Annotated in this window: 21 protein-coding genes; 17 read left to right on the top strand and 4 right to left on the bottom strand. The window is 70.5% G+C overall.

Features of this window, described 5'->3' with window-relative positions:
• Positions 1 to 4: 4 nt before the first annotated feature.
• Entirely contained in the window at positions 5 to 574 is a 570-nt protein-coding gene (locus A4R43_RS18570) for a M23 family metallopeptidase (protein ID WP_113693485.1), read from the bottom strand.
• Positions 575 to 952: 378 nt separating this feature from the next.
• Here A4R43_RS18570 and rpsB point away from each other — a divergent pair, with 378 nt between their 5' ends.
• From rpsB to A4R43_RS18545, 5 genes are all read left to right on the top strand, one after another.
• Entirely contained in the window at positions 953 to 1786 is an 834-nt protein-coding gene (gene rpsB / locus A4R43_RS18565; RefSeq protein ID WP_113693484.1) for a 30S ribosomal protein S2, read from the top strand.
• Between the two features lie 94 nt (positions 1787 to 1880).
• Complete coding sequence (tsf, locus tag A4R43_RS18560) at positions 1881 to 2705, top strand: translation elongation factor Ts (RefSeq protein ID WP_113693483.1); 825 nt, start codon at positions 1881 to 1883, stop codon at positions 2703 to 2705.
• Between the two features lie 99 nt (positions 2706 to 2804).
• Positions 2805 to 3551, top strand: coding sequence for a UMP kinase (gene pyrH / locus A4R43_RS18555; RefSeq protein WP_113693482.1), 747 nt, complete (start codon positions 2805 to 2807; stop codon positions 3549 to 3551).
• A 60-nt stretch (positions 3552 to 3611) separates the two neighbouring features.
• Positions 3612 to 4169 carry a ribosome recycling factor gene (gene frr, locus A4R43_RS18550; RefSeq protein ID WP_113693481.1) on the top strand — a complete coding sequence of 186 codons (558 nt, stop codon included), beginning with the start codon at positions 3612 to 3614 and terminating at the stop codon, positions 4167 to 4169.
• A 19-nt stretch (positions 4170 to 4188) separates the two neighbouring features.
• Complete coding sequence (locus tag A4R43_RS18545) at positions 4189 to 5061, top strand: phosphatidate cytidylyltransferase (protein WP_205215372.1); 873 nt, start codon at positions 4189 to 4191, stop codon at positions 5059 to 5061.
• 69 nt (positions 5062 to 5130) lie between these two features.
• Here the strand turns inward: A4R43_RS18545 and A4R43_RS18540 are convergent, their stop codons facing one another.
• Positions 5131 to 5976 (bottom strand): VOC family protein, encoded by an 846-nt coding sequence (locus tag A4R43_RS18540; RefSeq protein WP_113693479.1) that lies wholly within the window; start codon positions 5974 to 5976, stop codon positions 5131 to 5133.
• A 152-nt stretch (positions 5977 to 6128) separates the two neighbouring features.
• Between A4R43_RS18540 and A4R43_RS18535 the strand changes: the two genes are divergently transcribed.
• Positions 6129 to 6944 carry a class I SAM-dependent methyltransferase gene (locus tag A4R43_RS18535; protein WP_236809113.1) on the top strand — a complete coding sequence of 272 codons (816 nt, stop codon included), beginning with the start codon at positions 6129 to 6131 and terminating at the stop codon, positions 6942 to 6944.
• Here A4R43_RS18535 and A4R43_RS18530 read toward each other — a convergent pair.
• Positions 6887 to 7498: a PadR family transcriptional regulator gene (locus tag A4R43_RS18530; protein WP_113693477.1), complete on the bottom strand. Its 612-nt coding sequence runs from the start codon at positions 7496 to 7498 to the stop codon at positions 6887 to 6889. The two genes, A4R43_RS18535 and A4R43_RS18530, sit on opposite strands and share 58 nt — an antisense overlap.
• A 119-nt stretch (positions 7499 to 7617) precedes the next feature.
• Between A4R43_RS18530 and rlmN the strand changes: the two genes are divergently transcribed.
• The 3 genes from rlmN to A4R43_RS18515 all read left to right on the top strand — a co-directional run bounded on the left by rlmN (position 7618) and on the right by A4R43_RS18515 (position 9824).
• Positions 7618 to 8724, top strand: a complete 1107-nt coding sequence (gene rlmN / locus A4R43_RS18525; RefSeq protein ID WP_113693476.1) for a dual-specificity RNA methyltransferase RlmN — start codon at positions 7618 to 7620, stop codon at positions 8722 to 8724.
• Positions 8725 to 8750: 26 nt separating this feature from the next.
• Positions 8751 to 9026 carry a hypothetical protein gene (locus tag A4R43_RS18520; RefSeq protein WP_113693475.1) on the top strand — a complete coding sequence of 92 codons (276 nt, stop codon included), beginning with the start codon at positions 8751 to 8753 and terminating at the stop codon, positions 9024 to 9026.
• Between the two features lie 249 nt (positions 9027 to 9275).
• Positions 9276 to 9824 (top strand): EF-hand domain-containing protein, encoded by a 549-nt coding sequence (locus A4R43_RS18515; RefSeq protein WP_236809112.1) that lies wholly within the window; start codon positions 9276 to 9278, stop codon positions 9822 to 9824.
• On the opposite strand, the gene A4R43_RS18510 is transcribed toward A4R43_RS18515, so the two are convergent.
• The gene (locus A4R43_RS18510; RefSeq protein WP_113697711.1) at positions 9821 to 10078 is read right to left on the bottom strand and encodes a DUF2631 domain-containing protein; all 258 of its coding nucleotides are present in this window, start codon (positions 10076 to 10078) and stop codon (positions 9821 to 9823) included. The genes A4R43_RS18515 and A4R43_RS18510 overlap by 4 nt on opposite strands.
• Before the next feature lie 103 nt (positions 10079 to 10181).
• Here A4R43_RS18510 and dxr point away from each other — a divergent pair, with 103 nt between their 5' ends.
• The 8 genes from dxr (at position 10182) to A4R43_RS18470 (ending at position 18354) form a co-directional block, all read left to right on the top strand.
• Positions 10182 to 11390, top strand: a complete 1209-nt coding sequence (gene dxr, locus A4R43_RS18505; protein ID WP_113693474.1) for a 1-deoxy-D-xylulose-5-phosphate reductoisomerase — start codon at positions 10182 to 10184, stop codon at positions 11388 to 11390.
• Between the two features lie 3 nt (positions 11391 to 11393).
• Complete coding sequence (locus A4R43_RS18500) at positions 11394 to 12623, top strand: M50 family metallopeptidase (protein WP_113693473.1); 1230 nt, start codon at positions 11394 to 11396, stop codon at positions 12621 to 12623.
• A 120-nt stretch (positions 12624 to 12743) separates the two neighbouring features.
• Entirely contained in the window at positions 12744 to 13895 is a 1152-nt protein-coding gene (gene ispG / locus A4R43_RS18495) for a flavodoxin-dependent (E)-4-hydroxy-3-methylbut-2-enyl-diphosphate synthase (protein ID WP_113693472.1), read from the top strand.
• Between the two features lie 18 nt (positions 13896 to 13913).
• Entirely contained in the window at positions 13914 to 14744 is an 831-nt protein-coding gene (locus tag A4R43_RS18490) for a helix-turn-helix domain-containing protein (protein ID WP_113693471.1), read from the top strand.
• Between the two features lie 4 nt (positions 14745 to 14748).
• Complete coding sequence (locus A4R43_RS18485) at positions 14749 to 15147, top strand: VOC family protein (RefSeq protein WP_113693470.1); 399 nt, start codon at positions 14749 to 14751, stop codon at positions 15145 to 15147.
• An 84-nt stretch (positions 15148 to 15231) separates the two neighbouring features.
• Positions 15232 to 16086, top strand: a complete 855-nt coding sequence (locus tag A4R43_RS18480; RefSeq protein WP_113693469.1) for a GNAT family N-acetyltransferase — start codon at positions 15232 to 15234, stop codon at positions 16084 to 16086.
• A gap of 13 nt (positions 16087 to 16099) precedes the next feature.
• The gene (locus tag A4R43_RS18475) at positions 16100 to 16555 is read left to right on the top strand and encodes a hypothetical protein (RefSeq protein WP_113693468.1); all 456 of its coding nucleotides are present in this window, start codon (positions 16100 to 16102) and stop codon (positions 16553 to 16555) included.
• 29 nt (positions 16556 to 16584) lie between these two features.
• Entirely contained in the window at positions 16585 to 18354 is a 1770-nt protein-coding gene (locus A4R43_RS18470; RefSeq protein ID WP_236809111.1) for a penicillin-binding transpeptidase domain-containing protein, read from the top strand.
• Positions 18355 to 18364 lie beyond the last annotated feature (10 nt).

Genomic DNA, 18364 nt, shown 5'->3' with positions numbered 1-18364 from the left:
CACGTCAACCGGGATCCCACGGCTTCAGCCGTAACCGGGTGGTCTCCCGCACCAGCGGCAGCGGATCCAGGTACTCCAGGCCGCGGCGCACGCCCCAGTGCAGGCAGACCGCCACCGCGCACTCCGGATGCCCGGCCGTGACCGTGCCGATCACCTGGCCCGAGTACACCTGGTCCCCGGCGGCGACCTGCGGCACCAGCGGCTCGTAGGTGGTGCGCAGGCCACCGTCGTGGTCGATGGACACCACCCCGCGCCCGGCGATCGTGCCGGCGAACACCACGTAACCCGTCCCCGCGGACAGCGTCTGCTGGCCATCGGCCGCGGCCAGGTCGACCCCGCGGTGCCCGGGGCCGTAGTCGGTCACCGGCGGGTCGAAGCCGCGGACCAGCTGCGGCCGCGGGTGCAGTGGCCAGGTGAACCGCGGCTCCTCCGCAGATGCCGACGCCGAGGCGGCGGCCGAGGCTGAGGCGGCGGCCGAGGCCGCTGGTGCGAGCAGGCAGGCGCAGCCGAACGCCAGCAGGAGCAGCGCCAGTTGGCGGCTGCGCTGACGTGGGAGAATGGGGGTGAGGTCCATGACTTCGACTTTGCCGGGCTTGGCGGGGGCGTGGGGGGTGGTGGCGGAATCTGTGGACAACTGGGGGCGTTGTGGATGGATGGCGGGTTTGGCCACCGCCGGTGAGCAGCCCTTTCCAGTGAAGGCGTAGACTGTTCGCGCGGTCTGTGAGAAGTGCAGATCGACTTCGCGTGCGTGTGCACGCTCCGGGCGGGCCGTCACCGGTTCCCGCCCCGGAACGAACGATGCCCGGCGGTCCCATCCGGCGCCGAGCGCCGAACGGGTTCGGGCATCGGCACCGCACCAGGGCGGCCGTCCACCCGGGCGACCGCGGCAACCGAGCAAGCGCCACCGGGCGGGTCCCGGGGCGCACGACACAGAAGAGGTGCGAATCCGGCCATGGCCGTCGTCACCATGAAGCAGCTGCTCGACAGCGGCGTGCACTTCGGGCACCAGACCCGGCGCTGGAACCCGAAGATGAAGCGCTACATCTTCACCGAGCGCAACGGCATCTACATCATCGACCTGCAGCAGACGCTGACCTACATCGACCGCGCCTTCGAGTTCATCAAGGAGACCGTGGCGCACGGTGGCAGCATCCTGTTCGTCGGCACCAAGAAGCAGGCGCAGGAGGCCATCGCCAACGAGGCCCAGCGCGTCGGCATGCCGTACGTCAACCAGCGCTGGCTGGGTGGCATGCTCACCAACTTCCAGACCGTGCACAAGCGGCTCCAGCGCCTCAAGGAGCTCGAGTCGCAGGAGCAGACCGGTGGCTTCCAGGGCCTGACCAAGCGCGAGATCCTCACGCTCACCCGCGAGAAGGACAAGCTGGAGAAGACCCTCGGCGGTATCCGCGACATGGCCAAGGTGCCCAGCGCCGTGTGGATCGTGGACACCAAGAAGGAGCACATCGCCGTCGGCGAGGCGCGCAAGCTGAACATCCCGGTCGTCGCGATCCTCGACACCAACTGCGACCCGGACGAGGTCGACTACCCGATTCCGGGCAACGACGACGCGATCCGGTCGGCCGCGCTGCTGACCAAGGTCGTCGCCGAGGCCGCCGCCGCCGGCCTGCTGGCCCGCTCGGGCCGCAACGGCTCGGCCGCCGAGGGCCAGGACAAGCCGGAGCCGGGCGTCGCCTCCGACGAGCCGCTGGCCGAGTGGGAGAAGGAGCTGCTGGCCGGCTCCGAGAACGCCGCCGAGGCGCCCGCGGAGCAGACCACCTCCGCCTGATCGACCCAGCCCGCGTGGCCGGACCCGTCCGGCCACGCGGGCCCATGACTTGACTCTTTCCCTGCGCGTACCGAAGAAGGACGGAAAACGCACGATGGCGAACTACACCGCCGCAGATGTGAAGCGCCTGCGCGAGCTGACCGGCGCCGGCATGATGAACTGCAAGAAGGCGCTGGAGGAGAACGACGGCGACTTCGACAAGGCCGTCGAGTTCCTGCGCATCAAGGGCGCCAAGGACGTGGGCAAGCGCGCCGAGCGCGCCACCGCCGAGGGCCTGATCGCGGGTGAGGGCGGCGTCCTCATCGAGCTGAACTCCGAGACCGACTTCGTCGCGAAGAACGCCGACTTCCAGGAGCTGGCCGCGAAGATCGTCGAGGTCGCCAAGACCGTGCGCACCGACGACGTGGAGAAGCTGCGCTCCGCCGAGCTGGACGGCAAGACCGTCACCGACGCGATCAACGAGCTGTCCGCCCGCATCGGCGAGAAGCTGGAGCTGCGCCGGGTCGCCTCCTTCGACGGCACCGTCGCCACCTACCTGCACCGCCGTGGCGCCGACCTGCCGCCCGCCGTCGGCGTGCTGGTCGAGTACACCGGTGAGGGCTCGGGTGCCGCCGACGCCGCCCGCGGCGCCGCGCTGCAGATCGCCGCGCTCAAGGCCAAGTACCTGACCCGCGACGAGGTGCCCGCCGACGTCGTCGAGAACGAGCGCCGCATCGCCGAGCAGACCGCCCGCGAGGAAGGCAAGCCGGAGCAGGCGCTGCCGAAGATCGTCGAGGGCAAGGTCAACGCCTACTACAAGGACACCGTGCTGCTGGACCAGCCGTCGGTGACCGACAACAAGAAGACCGTGAAGGCCCTGCTGGACGAGGCAGGCGTGACCGTCACCCGGTTCGCCCGCTTCGAGGTCGGCCAGGCCTGAGCAGAGTTACGGCAACCGTGCCCCGTCTCCGCCGCATCGGGGACGGGGCACGGTTGCGAAGAGGCACGCGAGCAAACATCTGAACACGCGGAGGACGACATGACAGCGGAGCGGTCCGACGGTGCCTATCGGCGGGTGCTGCTGAAGCTCGGTGGCGAGATGTTCGGTGGCGGTGCCGTCGGCGTCGACCCCGACGTGGTGCACTCGGTGGCCGTGCAGATCGCCGAGGTCGTCCGGACCGGTGTGCAGATGGCGATCGTCATCGGCGGTGGCAACTACTTCCGCGGCGCCGAGCTGTCGCAGCGCGGCATGGACCGCGACCGCGCCGACTACATGGCCATGCTCGGCACCGTGATGAACTGCCTGGCGCTGCAGGACTTCCTGGAGAAGGAAGGCGTGCCGACCCGCGTGCAGAGCGCGATCACCATGGGCCAGGTGGCCGAGGCCTACATACCGCGTCGCGCCGAGCGGCACCTGGAAAAGGGCCGGGTGGTCATCTTCGCCGCGGGTGTCGGCATGCCGTACTTCTCCACCGACACCGCGGCAGCCCAGCGCGCGCTCGAGATCGCCTGCGACGTGGTGCTGATGGCCAAGGCCGTGGACGGGGTCTACACCGCCGACCCCAAGACCGACCCGAGCGCGCGGATGTTCCGCGAGATCACCCACCGCGAAGTGCTCGAGCAGGGCCTGAAGGTGGCCGACGCGACCGCGTTCAGCCTGTGCATGGACAACAACATGCCGATCATCGTGTTCAACCTGCTCACCGAGGGGAACATCGCCCGCGCCGTCGGCGGCGAGCGGATCGGCACCCTGGTCAGTACCCCCGCCGTCGGGGTCCCCGCCTAGACCTGCTGGGATCATCCCCGGAGAACACAACCAGCGGCGCGATACGAGCAAGGAGTAGCCGTGATCGACGAGACCCTCCTCGACGCCGAGGAGAAGATGGAAAAGGCTGTTTCCGTCGCCAAGGAGGACCTGACCTCGGTACGTACCGGCCGGGCCACACCAGCGATGTTCTCCCGGATCGTCGTCGAGTACTACGGCGCGCCGACTCCGCTGAACCAGCTGGCCAGCGTGAACATTCCCGAGGCCAGGATGGCCATCGTGAAGCCGTACGACCAGACCCAGCTGGGGGCCATCGAGAAGGCGATCCGCGAGTCGGACCTCGGCGTGAACCCGAGCAACGACGGCCAGATCATCCGCATCGTCATCCCGCAGCTCACCGAGGAGCGGCGCAAGGAGATGGTGAAGGTGGCCAAGAGCAAGGGCGAGGACGCCAAGGTGTCCATTCGCAGCGTGCGGCGCAAGGCCAAGGAAGAGCTCGACCGCATCCAGAAGGACGGCGAAGCGGGCGAGGACGACGTCACCCGTGCGGAGAAGGAGCTGCAGAACCTGACCGACAACTACGTCGGCCAGGTCGAGGAGCTCGTCAAGCACAAAGAAGCAGAGCTGCTCGAGGTGTGATCCGGTGGGGGAGACGAGTGTGAGCGAGGAACGCGAGGACGCGGCCGATTCGGCGGAGCCCGCCGAAAAGCCCGCGAAGGCCTCGCGCGCGGGCCGGAACCTGCCGGCCGCGATCGGGGTCGGGGTGGCGCTCGGCGCCGTGATCCTGGTTTCGCTGTTCACCGTGCGTTTCCTGTTCATCGGGATCATCGCGGCGGCGATCGCGGTGGGCACCTACGAACTGGCCGGGGCGCTGCGGCGCGCGGCGAACATCCGGATCGCGCTGGTCCCGGTGCTCGCCGGCGGGCAGGCGATGATCTGGCTGGCCTGGCCGTTCGGCCGGGAAGGGGCGCTCACCGCGTTCGTGCTGACCGTGCTGGCCTGCCTGCTCTGGCGGTTGCGCGGCGGCGCCGACGGTTACCTGCGCGACGTCGGCGCCTCCGTGTTCGCGGCGGCGTACCTGCCGCTGTTCGGCGCGTTCGCGGCGATGCTGGTGCCGCCGGGGGACGGCGTGGGCCGGGTGCTGGCCTTCATGATCGGCGTGGTCGCCTCCGACACCGGCGGCTACATCGCCGGGGTGCTCAAGGGCAAGCACCCGATGGCGCCGACGATCAGCCCCAAGAAGACCTGGGAGGGCTTCGCCGGTTCGATGCTGGCCGGTGTGCTCGCCGGGGCGCTGACGCTGACGCTCCTGCTGGAGGGCCAGGCCTGGCAGGGTGTGCTCTTCGGGGCCGCGATCGTCTGCGTGGCCACCCTGGGCGACCTGGTGGAGTCGCTGATCAAGCGCGACCTGGGCATCAAGGACATGGGGAACCTGCTGCCGGGGCACGGCGGCCTGATGGACCGGCTGGATTCGCTGCTGCCGTCGGCCGTGGTCTCGTGGCTGCTGCTGTCGGCTTTCGTGCCGGCCTAGGTTCTGGCGATCACGCGGAAGCGGTGCCGTCGGGATCCGCCAGCACCACCGAGCCGACCCGCGGCGTCATCAGTCGTCGTAGGGGTCGTCGACTTCGGCGCCGCCGTAGTGCGCTTCGATCACCCGCGAATGGTCGATCACGGAAAACACCGAACCATGCGGATCGGCGAGCACGGCCACCCGGCCGAACGGCGTGTCGTACGGCTGGACGACCACGCTGCCGCCGAGCATCAGCGCGTGCCCGGCGGCGGCGTCGGCACCGCGTGCCGGATCGACCTCGAAGTAGACCATCCAGTGCGGCGGGGTGCCGGGGCGGTATTCGGGGCCCATCACGTAGCGGTACAGCACGGGCTGGTGGTCCAGCCGCCATTCCGCGTAGTCGATGTTCTCGCCGCCGATCTGGTGCACGTTGTAGTTGAACAGCCGCGAGTAGAACTGGTCGGCGATCGCGCCGTCGGTGGTGTTGAGGTCGGCGCCGGAGAAGGTGTTCGGCGCCCCGGCGGCGAACTCCCAGGTCGCCGCGGGCTGCCAGAAGACGATCGGCGTGCCGGTCGGGTCGAGTGCGTGCAGGATGTAACCGCGCCCGGGGATTTCGACCGGGCCGAGCGTGACCACGCCGCCGAGGTGCTCGACCCACTCCGCCGCGCCGGCGGTGTTGTGCACCGAGAGGTGCACCGTCCAGCCCGGCGGCTGCGACGCGGCGGCGCGGTACAGGCCACCGACGCTGAACCCGCCGAGCGATGCCAGTGAATAGCGGCCGTCCGAAGTGGCCGGGTCCCGCTTGAGCTCGTAGCTCCAGCCGAAGAGACCGTTGTAGAAGGCCTCGGCCTCGGCTACGTCCGGACTCGCGAGTTCCACCCAGCAGGGGATACCGGGTGACAGCACGGGTTGCGCGGCGGCCGAACTGACCGACATGAGTGATCTCCCTCGGCTTCGGTAACCCGATCCTACGACTCGATCGGGGGTTGCGCTTAACCCAAAGTCATCGAGCGGGAATCAAGTTGTGGCCGTCGGGGATGATTCGGTTAAAACGGACACAATTTGCCCGTGCCGCATACTCTGTGGTTGTGCGGCGTCCCTTTCTGCGCCACCGCGATCCGGTGGACATCCTCCCCAGCCCGAACATCTGGTACTACCCGGGTGCCTACGAAGTGGAGAACGCCGCGCAGGACGCCGGCGGCGAGATCTGGCGCGTGCTCGCCGAAGAATGCGACTGGGCCGGGCGCGACGTGCTCGACGTCGGCTGCGGTGACGGCTTCCACCTCCCGCGGTTCGCCGCGACGGCGCGTTCGGTGACCGGCGTCGAACCGCATCCGCCACTGGTCCACCGCGCCCGCGAACGGATCGCCGGACTGCCCGGCGTTCGCGTGCTTCATGGTGCGGCACAACGGATTCCGCTCGCGGACGCGAGTGTGGACCTGGTGCACGCCCGGACCGCGTACTTCTTCGGGCCGGGGTGCGAACCGGGGTTGCGGGAGGCCGACCGGGTGCTCAGACCCGGTGGCGTGCTGGTGATCGTCGATCTCGACGTCACGCACGAGCCGTACGGCCGGTGGATGCGGGCGGATCTGCCCGACTACGACCCGCCTGGCGTGGAACGGTTCTTCGCCAAGGAGGGTTTCGGCTGCCGCCGGGTCGAGACACGCTGGGTGTTCGACGACGCGGCGAGCGCCGAGAAGGTGCTGAAAATCGAGTTCAGCCCAGGAGTTGCCGCGAAGGCGACGGCGGAAGTGTTACGCCGCAACGCTTCCGGCGAACCGGTGACCTTCCCGGTCGGCTATCGCGTGCACTGGCGCCGCAAGCCGGCCGGGCTGGTCGTCCCCGGTCATTCGGTTTCTTCGTCGTCGGCGGTGTCGGACTCGACTTCGCCGAGCACCCCGTAGATGGTCCGCCGGGCTTCGTTGAGCGCCTGCACGGCCTTCGCCTGCTGATCGGCGGTGCCGGCCTGGGCGACCTGGAACACCGCGGCCATCAGGGTCATGCTCGCCGACCGGAGGCTGGCCTCGTTCGGGTCGACGTCGCGGGCGATGGTCTCCCACGGCGGGGTGTCCAGCCGCTCGGCGGCGGCGCGGCCCTCGTCGGTGAGCTCGAAGAGGCGCTTGCCGCCGTCCTCGCTGGCCGACACCAGGCCTTCGTCCGCGAGCAGTTGCAGGGTCGGGTAGATGGAGCCGGGGCTCGGCTTCCACAGCCCGTCGCTGCGCTCGCTGATCTCGGTGATGATCTCGTAGCCGTGCCGCGGCTGCTCGGCCAGCAGCAACAGGATGGCCGCGCGGACGTCGCCGCGGCGACCCCGTCGTCCGCCGTGCCGGTGCGGGCCACCGGGTCCCCGGCCGCGGCCTCGCGGTCCGCCGAAGCCCCAGCCGCCGGCGAACTCCTCGAAGGGTCCGCGCGGGCCGAAGGCACGCCTGCCGAATTCGTGTGCAAAGGGTGGTCGCATGAGCTGGGTCCTTTCTCGTTAGCTTGCGATGTACTCACGATATATCGGAACCGTTCGTTTGGCAACCAGGTGGGCGCGATCCCGGTCACACCGGGGGGACGTGGGAGAATGGGTGCGTTATGACTGCCCTCCCCCTTGTTTTCGACGCGCCCAAGCGCGGGCTGCCGCCACGGCACCTCGCGGACCTGTCCGCCGAGGAGCGCGCTGCCGCCGTCGCCGAGCTGGGTGAGAAGCCCTTCCGCGCCAAGCAGCTGTCGAACCACTACTTCTCGCGGCTGACGGTCGATCCCGAGCAGATGACCGACATCCCGGCCGCGTCGCGGCAGCGCCTGGTCGAGGAGCTGATGCCACCGCTGCTGACCGAGGTCAGGGCGCTGGCCTGCGACGACGGCGCCACGCGCAAGACGCTGTGGCGCGCGCACGACGGCACGCTCGTGGAGAGCGTGCTGATGCGCTACCCCGATCGCGCGACGTTGTGCATTTCCAGCCAGGCGGGGTGCGGCATGGCGTGCCCGTTCTGCGCGACCGGGCAGGGCGGGCTCGACCGGAACCTGTCGACCGCGGAGATCGTGGACCAGGTGCGCTCGGCCGCCGCGGTGATGCGCGACGGCGAGATGGCCGGTGGGCCCGGGCGCCTGTCGAACATCGTGTTCATGGGCATGGGCGAACCGCTGGCGAACTACAAGCGCGTGGTGGCGGCGGTGCGCCGCATCACGGATCCGTCGCCTTCCGGTTTGGGGATTTCGCAGCGTTCGGTGACGGTGTCGACGGTCGGGCTGGCGCCGGCGATCCGGAAGCTGGCGGACGAGCGGATGCAGGTGCGGCTGGCGGTGTCGTTGCACACGCCGGACGACGAGCTGCGGGACACGCTGGTGCCGGTGAACAACCGGTGGTCGGTCGACGAGGTGCTGGAGGCGGCGCGGTACTACGCGGACACGTCGGGCCGCCGGGTGTCGATCGAATACGCGTTGATCCGGGATGTGAATGATCAGCCGTGGCGTGCCGAATTGCTGGCGAAGCGGTTGAAGCAGCATTTGGGCCAGTTGGTGCACGTGAACGTGATTCCGCTGAATCCGACGCCGGGTTCGAAGTGGGACGCGTCGCCGAAGCCGGTGGAGCGGGAATTCGTGCGCCTGGTGAACGCCGGCGGTGTGGCGTGCACGGTACGCGACACCCGAGGCCAGGAAATCGCGGCGGCTTGCGGCCAGCTCGCCGCCGAAGGCTGAAGTTCGTAGATGGAGAAGGTGTTTTGATGCTCGCCCCGAGGCTGCTGGAACCGGCGGCCCAGGAACTGATCCGCAACTATACGGGCAACCGCAGCGCGACCGAGGTGGCCCGCTCGGCCAGGGACCTGCTGGGGGAGCGGTTCGATTCGTGCAGTTTCACCTACGTGCTGATGCGCGCCTTCGACGTCGAATTCCACGCGGCTTCCGAAGCTGCCCGCTGGCACGAATTCGACAACGGCCCGCGGTCGCTGTCCGACGACGACCTGGAAGCACTGCTCCGCCCCTGGCTCCCGGAGGCCTGAACCTGCCTTACGGAGCAGGTTGTACGGCGGCGTAGAACTGCGCTTCGCGCGCAGGGAAACCAGTGCGTGGAAGTCGCCGGGATCGGCGCCAGTGCGAAAGATCAACCCCGGCCCGGGCGGTCCGCGCGGTCGCGCTGGGTGATGGGGGTGTTCACCGGGTCGGGAAAATGGATTACCCGGGTGGCCCGTTGTTGACCGGCGCCCGGTTCGTCACCCTGGGGCCTCCGCCGCCGTGTGAGAGGAACCGCAGTGTCGACCGAGTTCCAGAGACGCAAGATCGCCGGCGTGTTCAACGCCATGGACGCCAACGCCGACGGGCTGCTCGAGGAGGCGGACTTCGCGGCGCTGACCGCCCGCTGGCTCGCCGTGCGCGACCGCGATCCCGAGCGCGACGCCCGCCTGAAGACCATCATGATGGGCTGGTGGTCCACCCTGCTGAACACCTCGGACCTCAACCGCGACAACAAGGTCACCCTCGACGAGGTGCTGCTCGTGGTGGACCGGCTCGGCACCATGCTCGACGTGGTCGCGGGCACCGCGCGGGCCATGTTCGAGGCGGTCGACGAGAACGGCGACGGCGAGATCACCGCCGACGAGTACCGCCGCCTGGTCGAGGCGTGGAGCGGCCGGCGCGTCAACACCGACGAGATATTCCCGCTGCTCGACACCGACGGCGACGGCCGCCTCTCCAAGGCGGAGTTCGCCGAGCTGTGGACCGAGTTCTGGGCCGGGAACGACCCGGACGCCCCGGGGACCTGGGTGTTCGGCCGGTTCGACCTACCGGTCGGCGGGCGCTAGCGGCGCCAGGCCGTGCGGCGCTTGCGCAGGTCCAGCAGCAGCAGGAAAACCAGGCCGATCGCGATGCCGACCAGCCAGATGTCCTCCATCGCGTTGCGGTGGTTGCCGATCAGCATCACCAGCATCGCCGCCGCGGTCAGCCAGCCGGCGATCCGGGTGGCCTTCGGGAACGTGCCGTGCCAGCCCCACTCGGCCGACGGCTCGTCGCGGGGGTCGACCTGGTTCGACCGCTTCTCGACCGCCTTGCTCGCCACGATCACTCCTCAACCACGCTGACACCACACTGACTCCGGCAACCGAGATGATCCCACACCGCGCCGACCGCCCCGCGCCGGGAGTCCGCGATAATCGTCGGCGATGACTACTTCGCGCCGCCTCCTCGTGCTCGGATCCACCGGTTCGATCGGCACCCAGGCCCTCGACGTCGCCGAGCGCAACCCCGGGATGTTCCGGGTCGCGGGCCTCGCCGCCGGCGGGTCCGACCCGGCGCTGCTCGCCGCGCAGGCCATCGCCCACCAGGCCGAGGCCATCGCGGTGATCAAGCCGACAGCCGTGGAGGACCTGCAGCTCGCGCTGTACGCCGAGGCCCAGCGCCGCGGCTACTCGCGGGGTGAATACCGCCTGCCGCGCATCTACGCGGGCGCCGATTCCGTGACGGAACTCATCGCGAACGTGCCCGCCGACGTGGTGCTCAACGGCATGCCCGGCTCCCAGGGCCTCGAGCCGACGCTGCGCGCGCTGGAAACCGGCGCCACGCTCGCGCTGGCCAACAAGGAGTCGCTGATCGCGGGCGGCCCGCTGGTGCTCGCCGCGGCCAAGCCCGGCCAGCTGGTGCCGGTCGATTCCGAGCACTCCGCGCTGGCGCAGGCGCTGCGCGGCGGCCGCGCCGAGGAGGTCTCGAAGCTGGTGCTGACCGCCTCCGGTGGCCCGTTCCGCGGGCGGCCGCGGCACGAACTCGAGCACGTCACCGTGGACCAGGCGCTGGCGCACCCGAACTGGGCGATGGGCCCGGTGGTCACCATCAACTCGGCCACCCTGGTCAACAAGGGGCTGGAGCTGATCGAGGCGCAACTGCTGTTCGGCGTGCCCTACGCCGACATCGAGGTGGTGGTGCACCCGCAGTCGATCGTGCACTCGATGGTCACCTTCACCGACGGCTCCACGCTGGCCCAGGCGAGCCCGCCGGACATGCGGCTGCCGATCGCGCTGGCGCTGAACTGGCCGGACCGGGTGCCCGGTGCCGCGCCGGCCTGCGACTTCACCCAGGCCGCCGCGTGGACCTTCGAACCGCTGGACAACGCCGCCTTCCCGGCCGTCGAGCTGGCCAGGAGCGCGGGCGTGGCCGGCGGCTGCGTGCCCGCGGTCTACAACGCGGCGAACGAGGTGATGGTGGCCGCCTTCCGCGCGCAGAACGCCCGCTTCACCTCCATCGTGGACACTGTTGCCCAGGTGGTGGACGCCGCCGACGACTGGCGGCGCGAACCCCGCGACGTCGAGGACGTGCTGGCCGCGGAGCAGTGGGCTCGTGCCCGCGCCGCGGAGATCAACCGGGCCGGAGGGAAGTAGGGCGTGCTCGCCTACATTTTCGGAGTGGCGCTGTTCGCGCTGGGCATCTGCGTTTCGGTCGCCCTGCACGAAGCCGGCCACATGATCACCGCCAAGGCCTTCGGCATGAAGGTCCGGCGGTACTTCGTCGGCTTCGGGCCGACGGTCTTCTCGTTCCGCCGCGGGGAGACCGAGTACGGCCTGAAGTGGATCCCGCTGGGCGGCTTCTGCGACATCGCCGGCATGACCGCGCTCGACGAGGTCACCCCGGACGAGGCCCCGCGCGCGATGTGGCGGCAGAAGACCTGGAAGCGCACCGTGGTGATGGCCGCGGGCTCGGTGACGCACTTCATCCTCGGTTTTGTGGTGCTCTACCTGATGGCGATCACCATGGGCCTGCCCAACCTGGACCGGAGCCCGGCGCCGGTGATCGGCGCGGTCTCGCAGTGCGTGCGCGACGCGGCCACCATCCAGGAGAACAACAACCCGGTCTGCCAGCCGGGTGACCGCGCGCCCGCGCTCGAAGCCGGGATGCTCCCCGGTGACCAGATCATGTCGATCAACGGCACGCCCACGCCCACCTGGGACGACATGCTCAAGACCATCGGCGCGGCCGGCGGGCCGACGCCGATCGAGGTCAAGCGCGGCGACCAGACCCTGGTGCTGAACGTGGACGTGCCGAAGGTGGTCCGGCCCAAGGCGGACGGCTCCGCCGGCACCGAGCTGCGTGGCGCGATCGGCGCGGCCAAGCAGCAGGAAGACGCCGTGCTGCACTACGGCCCGATCGCGGCCATCGGCGGCGCGGCCTCCTTCACCGGCGACATGTTCGTGCAGACCTGGCAGCGGATCGTCGAGTTCCCGCAGCGCATCCCGGCGGTGGTCGAGTCGATCTTCGGCGCCGAACGCGACCCGGAGACGCCGATGAGCGTGGTGGGCGCGAGCCGGATCGGCGGTGAGGCGGTCGAGCACGGGCTGTGGGAGATCTTCCTGCTCCTGCTGGCCAGCCTGAACTTCTTCGTCGGCGTGTTCAACCTGCTGCCGCTGCTGCCGATGGACGGCGGGCACATCGCCGTGGTCTGGTACGAGCGCGTGCGCGACTTCTTCCGCAAGCTGCGCGGGAAGGCGGCGGGCGGCCCGGTGGACTACACAAAGTTGTCCGCGGTCACGATGGTGTTGGTTTTCCTCGGCGGCGCGGTGGTCCTGCTCACCGTGACGGCCGACATCGTCAACCCGATCCGCATCATGTCCAATTAGAAACCCCCAGTTCAGGGGCTTGCGCTGACCCTTCCGCCGCCCGCACTCGGCCGCCGCCGGGTGCGGGCGCGCCGGTATCGTGTGGGGTGTCATAGCCGCTGAGGATTCGCAGAGGAATCGATGACAGTCGCGCTTGGAATGCCCGCCCTTCCGCCGCCCGTGCTCGCCGAGCGCCGCAAGACCCGCCAACTGAAGGTCGGTCCGGTCGGTGTGGGCAGTGAGCACCCGATCTCGGTCCAGTCGATGACCACCACGCTGACCGCCGACGTGAACGCGACCCTGCAGCAGATCGCCGAGCTGACCGCGGCCGGTTGTGACATCGTCCGCGTGGCCTGCCCGAGCGCCGACGACGCCGAGGCGCTGCCCGCGATCGCGAAGAAGTCGCAGATCCCGGTGATCGCCGACATCCACTTCCAGCCGAAGTACGTCTTCGCCGCGATCGAAGCGGGCTGCGCGGCGGTCCGGGTCAACCCCGGCAACATCCGCAAGTTCGACGACCAGGTCAAGGAGATCGCGCAGGCGGCGAAGGACCACAACACGCCGATCCGGATCGGGGTGAACGCCGGTTCGCTGGACAAGCGGATCATGGACAAGTACGGCAAGGCCACCCCGGAGGCGCTCGCCGAGTCGGCGCTGTGGGAGGCGAGCCTGTTCGCCGAGCACGACTTCCACGACATCAAGATCTCGGTCAAGCACAACGACCCGGTGGTCATGGTGCGGGCCTACGAGCTCCTCGCCGAGCAGTGCGACTACCCGCTGCACCTGGGCGTGACCGAGGCGGGCCCGGCGTTCCAGGGCACCATCAAGTCCGCGGTGGCCTTCGGCGCGCTGCTGCGCCAGGGCATCGGCGACACCATCCGCGTGTCGCTGTCGGCGCCGCCGGTCGAAGAGGTCAAGGTCGGCATCCAGATCCTGCAGTCGCTGAACCTCAAGGAACGCAAGCTGGAGATCGTCTCCTGCCCGTCGTGCGGACGCGCGCAGGTGGACGTCTACACGCTCGCCGAGCAGGTCACCGCCGGTCTCGAGGGCATGGAGGTGCCGCTGCGCGTCGCGGTGATGGGCTGCGTCGTCAACGGGCCGGGCGAGGCGCGCGAGGCCGATCTCGGCGTGGCTTCGGGCAACGGCAAGGGGCAGATCTTCGTCAAGGGCGAGGTGATCAAGACCGTGCCCGAGCACGCCATCGTGGAGACGCTGATCGAAGAGGCCATGCGCATCGCCGAGGAGTCGGGCGAGACGGCCGGGGCGGGCGAACCGACGGTCACCGTCGGGTAGCGGGTTTACCCTGGCCGGGTGAGCGACCAGTGGGCCACCCGGTTGCCGCACCCGGCGTTGCGGCAGCTGGTGCGGCGCTACATCGGCTACACCCAGCACGGCGTGACGCTGGCCGTGCACCGCGGGCTGCCGTCGCGCTCGGTGACGCTGGTGATCAGCCTGGCCGAACCGGTCCGGGTGGTCGCCGGGCCGGGTGCCGAGCACGGCCCGCTGCACCGCCACTGCGTGGTCGGCGGCCTGCACCTGGGGCCGGTGCTCATCGAACAGGACGCCTACCAGCAGGGCCTGCACCTCGAGCTGAACCCGCTCGGGGTGCGGGCCCTGCTCGGCGTTCCGGCCACCGAACTCGCTTCGACCACAGTGGACGCCGGTGAGCTGCCCGTGCGCTGGGGGCGCGACCTGCCCGCGCGGCTGCGGGAGCTGCCGGACTGGGCGGCGCGGTTCGACCTGCTGGACCGCGAGCTGGCGGCGGCGGTCGCGCCGGTCACGCTGGTTTCCGAGATCCAGTGGGCGTGGCGGTCGATGGTCGCCGGGCACGGCGGGGTCGGGGTGACCGAACTCGCCGAGGAGATCGGCTGGAGCAGGCGTCACTTCAGCGAACGGTTCGCGCGCGAGGTCGGTGTGCCGCCGAAGCAGGCGGCGCGGCTGATGCGGTTCGAGCGCAGCGGGGACCTGCTGCGCGCGGGCGGGTGGCGCAGCCTCGCCGACGTCGCCGCCCTGGCGGGTTACTACGACCAGGCGCACATGACCAACGAATGGCGTTCGCTGGCGGGGTGCCCGCCGAGCCGCTGGATCGCCGAGGAGCTCCCGTTTCTCCAAGCCGGCGGGACCGATCCGCTCGCAGACTGAGCGCATGAGCGAACTCAACGGCCCGGGCGTGTGGCCCGGTTTGAAGTACGACGACGCCGAAGCCGCGAGGGTCTTCCTGACCGAGGTGTTCGGCTTCACCGAGACGATGACTGTGCGCGGGGACGACGGCGTGTCGATCGCCCACGGTGAGCTGAGGTGGCCGGAGGGCGGGGGTGTGATGTACGGCTCCATGCTGGACACGAAGGGCCTGCCGAAACCGCAGGCCGGCAGCCAGTGGCTGTACGTGGTGACCGAGGACCCCGACGCCGTCCACAAGCGTGCGGAAGCGGCCGGCGCCAAGGTCCTGACCGAGCCGTACGAGACCGACTACGGCTCGCGCAACGTGACGATCGCCGATCCGGAGGGCAACAGCTGGACCTTCGGCACCTACCGCGGGGCCTGAGACCAGGGCCGAGAGGGTGAAACCGGCCGGGCCGCCCGGCCGGTTCGCTTTCCGCTCCCGGCGGTTGTCTGGCAGGCTGAAGGGGTGTTGCGGCTAGCAGGTGCGCGGCTCCTCGATGATCGGGACTTTCCGGCGGTCCGCGCCGCACTGGCCGCCGATCCCGTGGGCAGCTGCATGGTGAGCGCCCGGGTCGAAGTGGCCGGGCTCGATCCGTGGCGCCTGGGTGGCGAGCTGTGGGCCGCCGATTCGCGCCCGCTGCGCTCCGGCCGCATCCAGGGCCTGTGCTTCTCCGGGCCGAACCTGATCCCGTTGCGCGGGAACGCCTCGGCGCTGCGGTCCTTCGCCGATCGCGCGCTGCGCCGCCAGCGCACCTGCTCCTCGCTGGTCGGCCCGGCCGACCAGGTGCTCGGGCTGTGGGACGAGCTGGCCACCGAATGGGGCCCGGCCAGGGAGGTGCGGCACGACCAGCCGCTGCTCGCGCTGGATTCGCCGCCCGCGTGCACCCCGGACCACCTGGTCCGCGCGGTCCGTCCCGACGAGCTGGAGCGGTACCTGCCCGCCGCGATCGCCATGTTCATCGAAGAGGTCGGCATCGACCCGCGTGCCGGGGACGGCGGGGCCAGCTACCGCGCCAGGGTGGCCGAGCTGATCGCCGGTGGCCGCGCCTTCGCCCGGTTCGAGAACGGCGAGGTGGTGTTCAAGGCCGAGATCGGCGCGCTGTCGGCGACCGTGGGCCAGATCCAGGGCGTGTGGGTGCGGCCGGACCGCCGCGGGCACGGGCTGGGCACCAAGGGCACCGCGGCGGTGGTCTCGCGGCTGGTGCGCGGCATGGGCCGCACGGCGAGCCTGTACGTCAACGCCTACAACGACCCGGCGCTGGCCGCCTATCGCAAGATCGGGTTCCAGCAGGTCGGGAGCTACGCGACGGTGCTCTTCTGATGGCGGTGCGCTGATGTCGACGATGGCGACCATCCGGATGATGGCCGACGACCGCAAGCGGTACTCCGCGCTCAAGCCGCCCGAGCCGAGGGCCCGGCTGCTGACCGCCGCGCTGCTGGTGGTTTTCGCGGCGATCGCCGTGCTGTGCGCGCTGACGCTGGGGTTCTGGGCCACCGTGCCGCCGGCGCTGGTGCTGCCGGCGGTGTTCGGCTGGTACCGCGGTTCGCGGGTCGCGCTGCTGGTCAACGCGGCCGGGATCCGGGTGGGCAAGGAGTTCGCCGCCTGGGAGGACCTGACGTCGGTGACCGTGCGGCCGGGGCCGCCGGGCGCGGTCGAAGCGGTGGTCGGCGAGCACACCGTGCTGGTGGACGCCAGGCACTACCGCGGTGACCGGCTGGCGGAGATGGTCGCCACGCACGCGCCGGAGCACGTGCGGTTCTCCGACACGACGGGTGTCGCTTCGGCCTGAGCGCCTGAGCAGCGGTGATACTGCTGGTCGTGCGGGTTTGGCGTGGGGTGGCGGCCGGGGTGGCCGCGGTGCTGCTGTCGTCCGGGCTGGCCGGGTGCGCCTTGTTCGCCGACGGCCCGCGTGAGATCACCGAGCAGTTCCTCGCCGCGCTCGCTTCGGGCGACACCGCGGCCGCGGCGGCGCTGACCGACGCCCCGGAGTCCGCGAAGGCCACGCTCGACCAGGCCCGGACGGCGTTGGAGCCGGAACGCGTCGACCACACCATCGAGCACGTCGGCCAGTCCAGTCCGGCGGCCGCGCGCTACCGGCTCGACTGGCGGCTGCCGCACGGGCGCGTCTGGTCCTACACCGCCGACGCCGAGCTGTACACCGTGGACGAAACCTGGAAGGTGCGGTGGCTGCCGTCGGCGGTCCACCCCGGACTCGCGGCCCGGCAGCAGCTCGCGCTGCGGGTGGAGACACCACGGCAGGCGCCGGTGCTCGACCGGGACGGGCAGGCGTTGCTGGAGCCGGAGACGGTGGTGGCCGTGGTGCTCGACCCGGCACACGCCGCCACCACGGCCGGGCCGCTGGCCGCGGCGCTGAACCCGCTCGACGCGAGCATCACCGAACAGTCCATTGTGGAGGGCGCGAAGGCGGCGGGGCGGGCGTACCCGGTGGCCACGCTGCGCCAGGGCGACTACCTGAAGGTGAAGCCGGTCATCTACGAGCTGCCCGGCCTCCGGTTCGGCGAGCAGCGCCGCCTGCTGCCGGTGGACTCGTCGCTGGCGGAGCAGCTGCTGCCGGCCATCCGGTCCACTGTGGAGGAACAGGTGGCCGGTGGCGCGGGCTGGCGCGTGATCACCACCGACCCCGGCGGCGGCGAGGTCGCCGAACTGCACGCGCGGGAGGCGAAACCGGCCGACGCGGTGACCACCACGATCAGCCGTCGTGTGCAGGAGGCGGGGGAGCGGGCGCTGGAGCCGGTGCCGGGCGCGGCGATGATCGTGGCGTTGCAGCCGTCGACCGGCGAACTGCTCGCGGTGGCGCAGAACGCGCCCGCCGACCAGCAGGGCCCGATCGCGCTGACCGGCCGGTACCCGCCGGGGTCCACGTTCAAGATCGTCACCGCGGCCGCCGGGCTGGCCGCGGGCAAGGTCACGGCGGACACCCCGGTGGACTGCCCGGCCACCACGGTGGTCGACGGCAGGCTGATCCCGAACAACGACCGGTTCGCGCTCGGCACCGTGCCGTTGAGCCAGGCCTTCGCGCAGTCGTGCAACACCACCTTCGCCAGGCTGTCCACCGAGCTGCCCGCGATGGCGCTCACCGATTCCGCCCGGGACCTGGGGATCGGGGCGGATTTTGTGATCCCGGGACTGACCACGATCACCGGTTCGGTGCCGCCCGCGGGCAGCATCGTGCAGCAGGCGGAGAACGGCTTCGGCCAGGGCACCGTGCTGGCCAGCCCGTTCGGCATGGCGGTGGTGGCTTCGACGGTGGCGGCCGGGCGGATCCCGGTGCCGTCCCTGCTGCGTGGTGCGGTGACCGAGGCGAAGAACCTGGGCGCGCCGGTGCGCCCGGAGGTGCTCGACGCGCTGCGCGGCATGATGCGCGAGGTGGTCACCGGCACGGCGCTGCGCGACCTGCCCGGGGTCCGGGGCAAAACCGGGACGGCGCAGTACGGCGACGGCAGCAACGCGCACGGCTGGTTCGTGGGGTATTCCGGCGACCTGGCCTTCGCCGTGCTGCTCACCGGGGCCGGTTCGTCGGCGCTCGCGGTGGAGGCGGCGCACCGGTTCCTCACCGCGCTGGGCTGAAGTCGTAGGC

The organism is Amycolatopsis albispora (assembly GCF_003312875.1).
In the GTDB taxonomy this organism is placed as follows: Bacteria; Actinomycetota; Actinomycetes; order Mycobacteriales; family Pseudonocardiaceae; genus Amycolatopsis; species Amycolatopsis albispora.
This window is presented reverse-complemented; position numbering and strand designations above follow the sequence as displayed.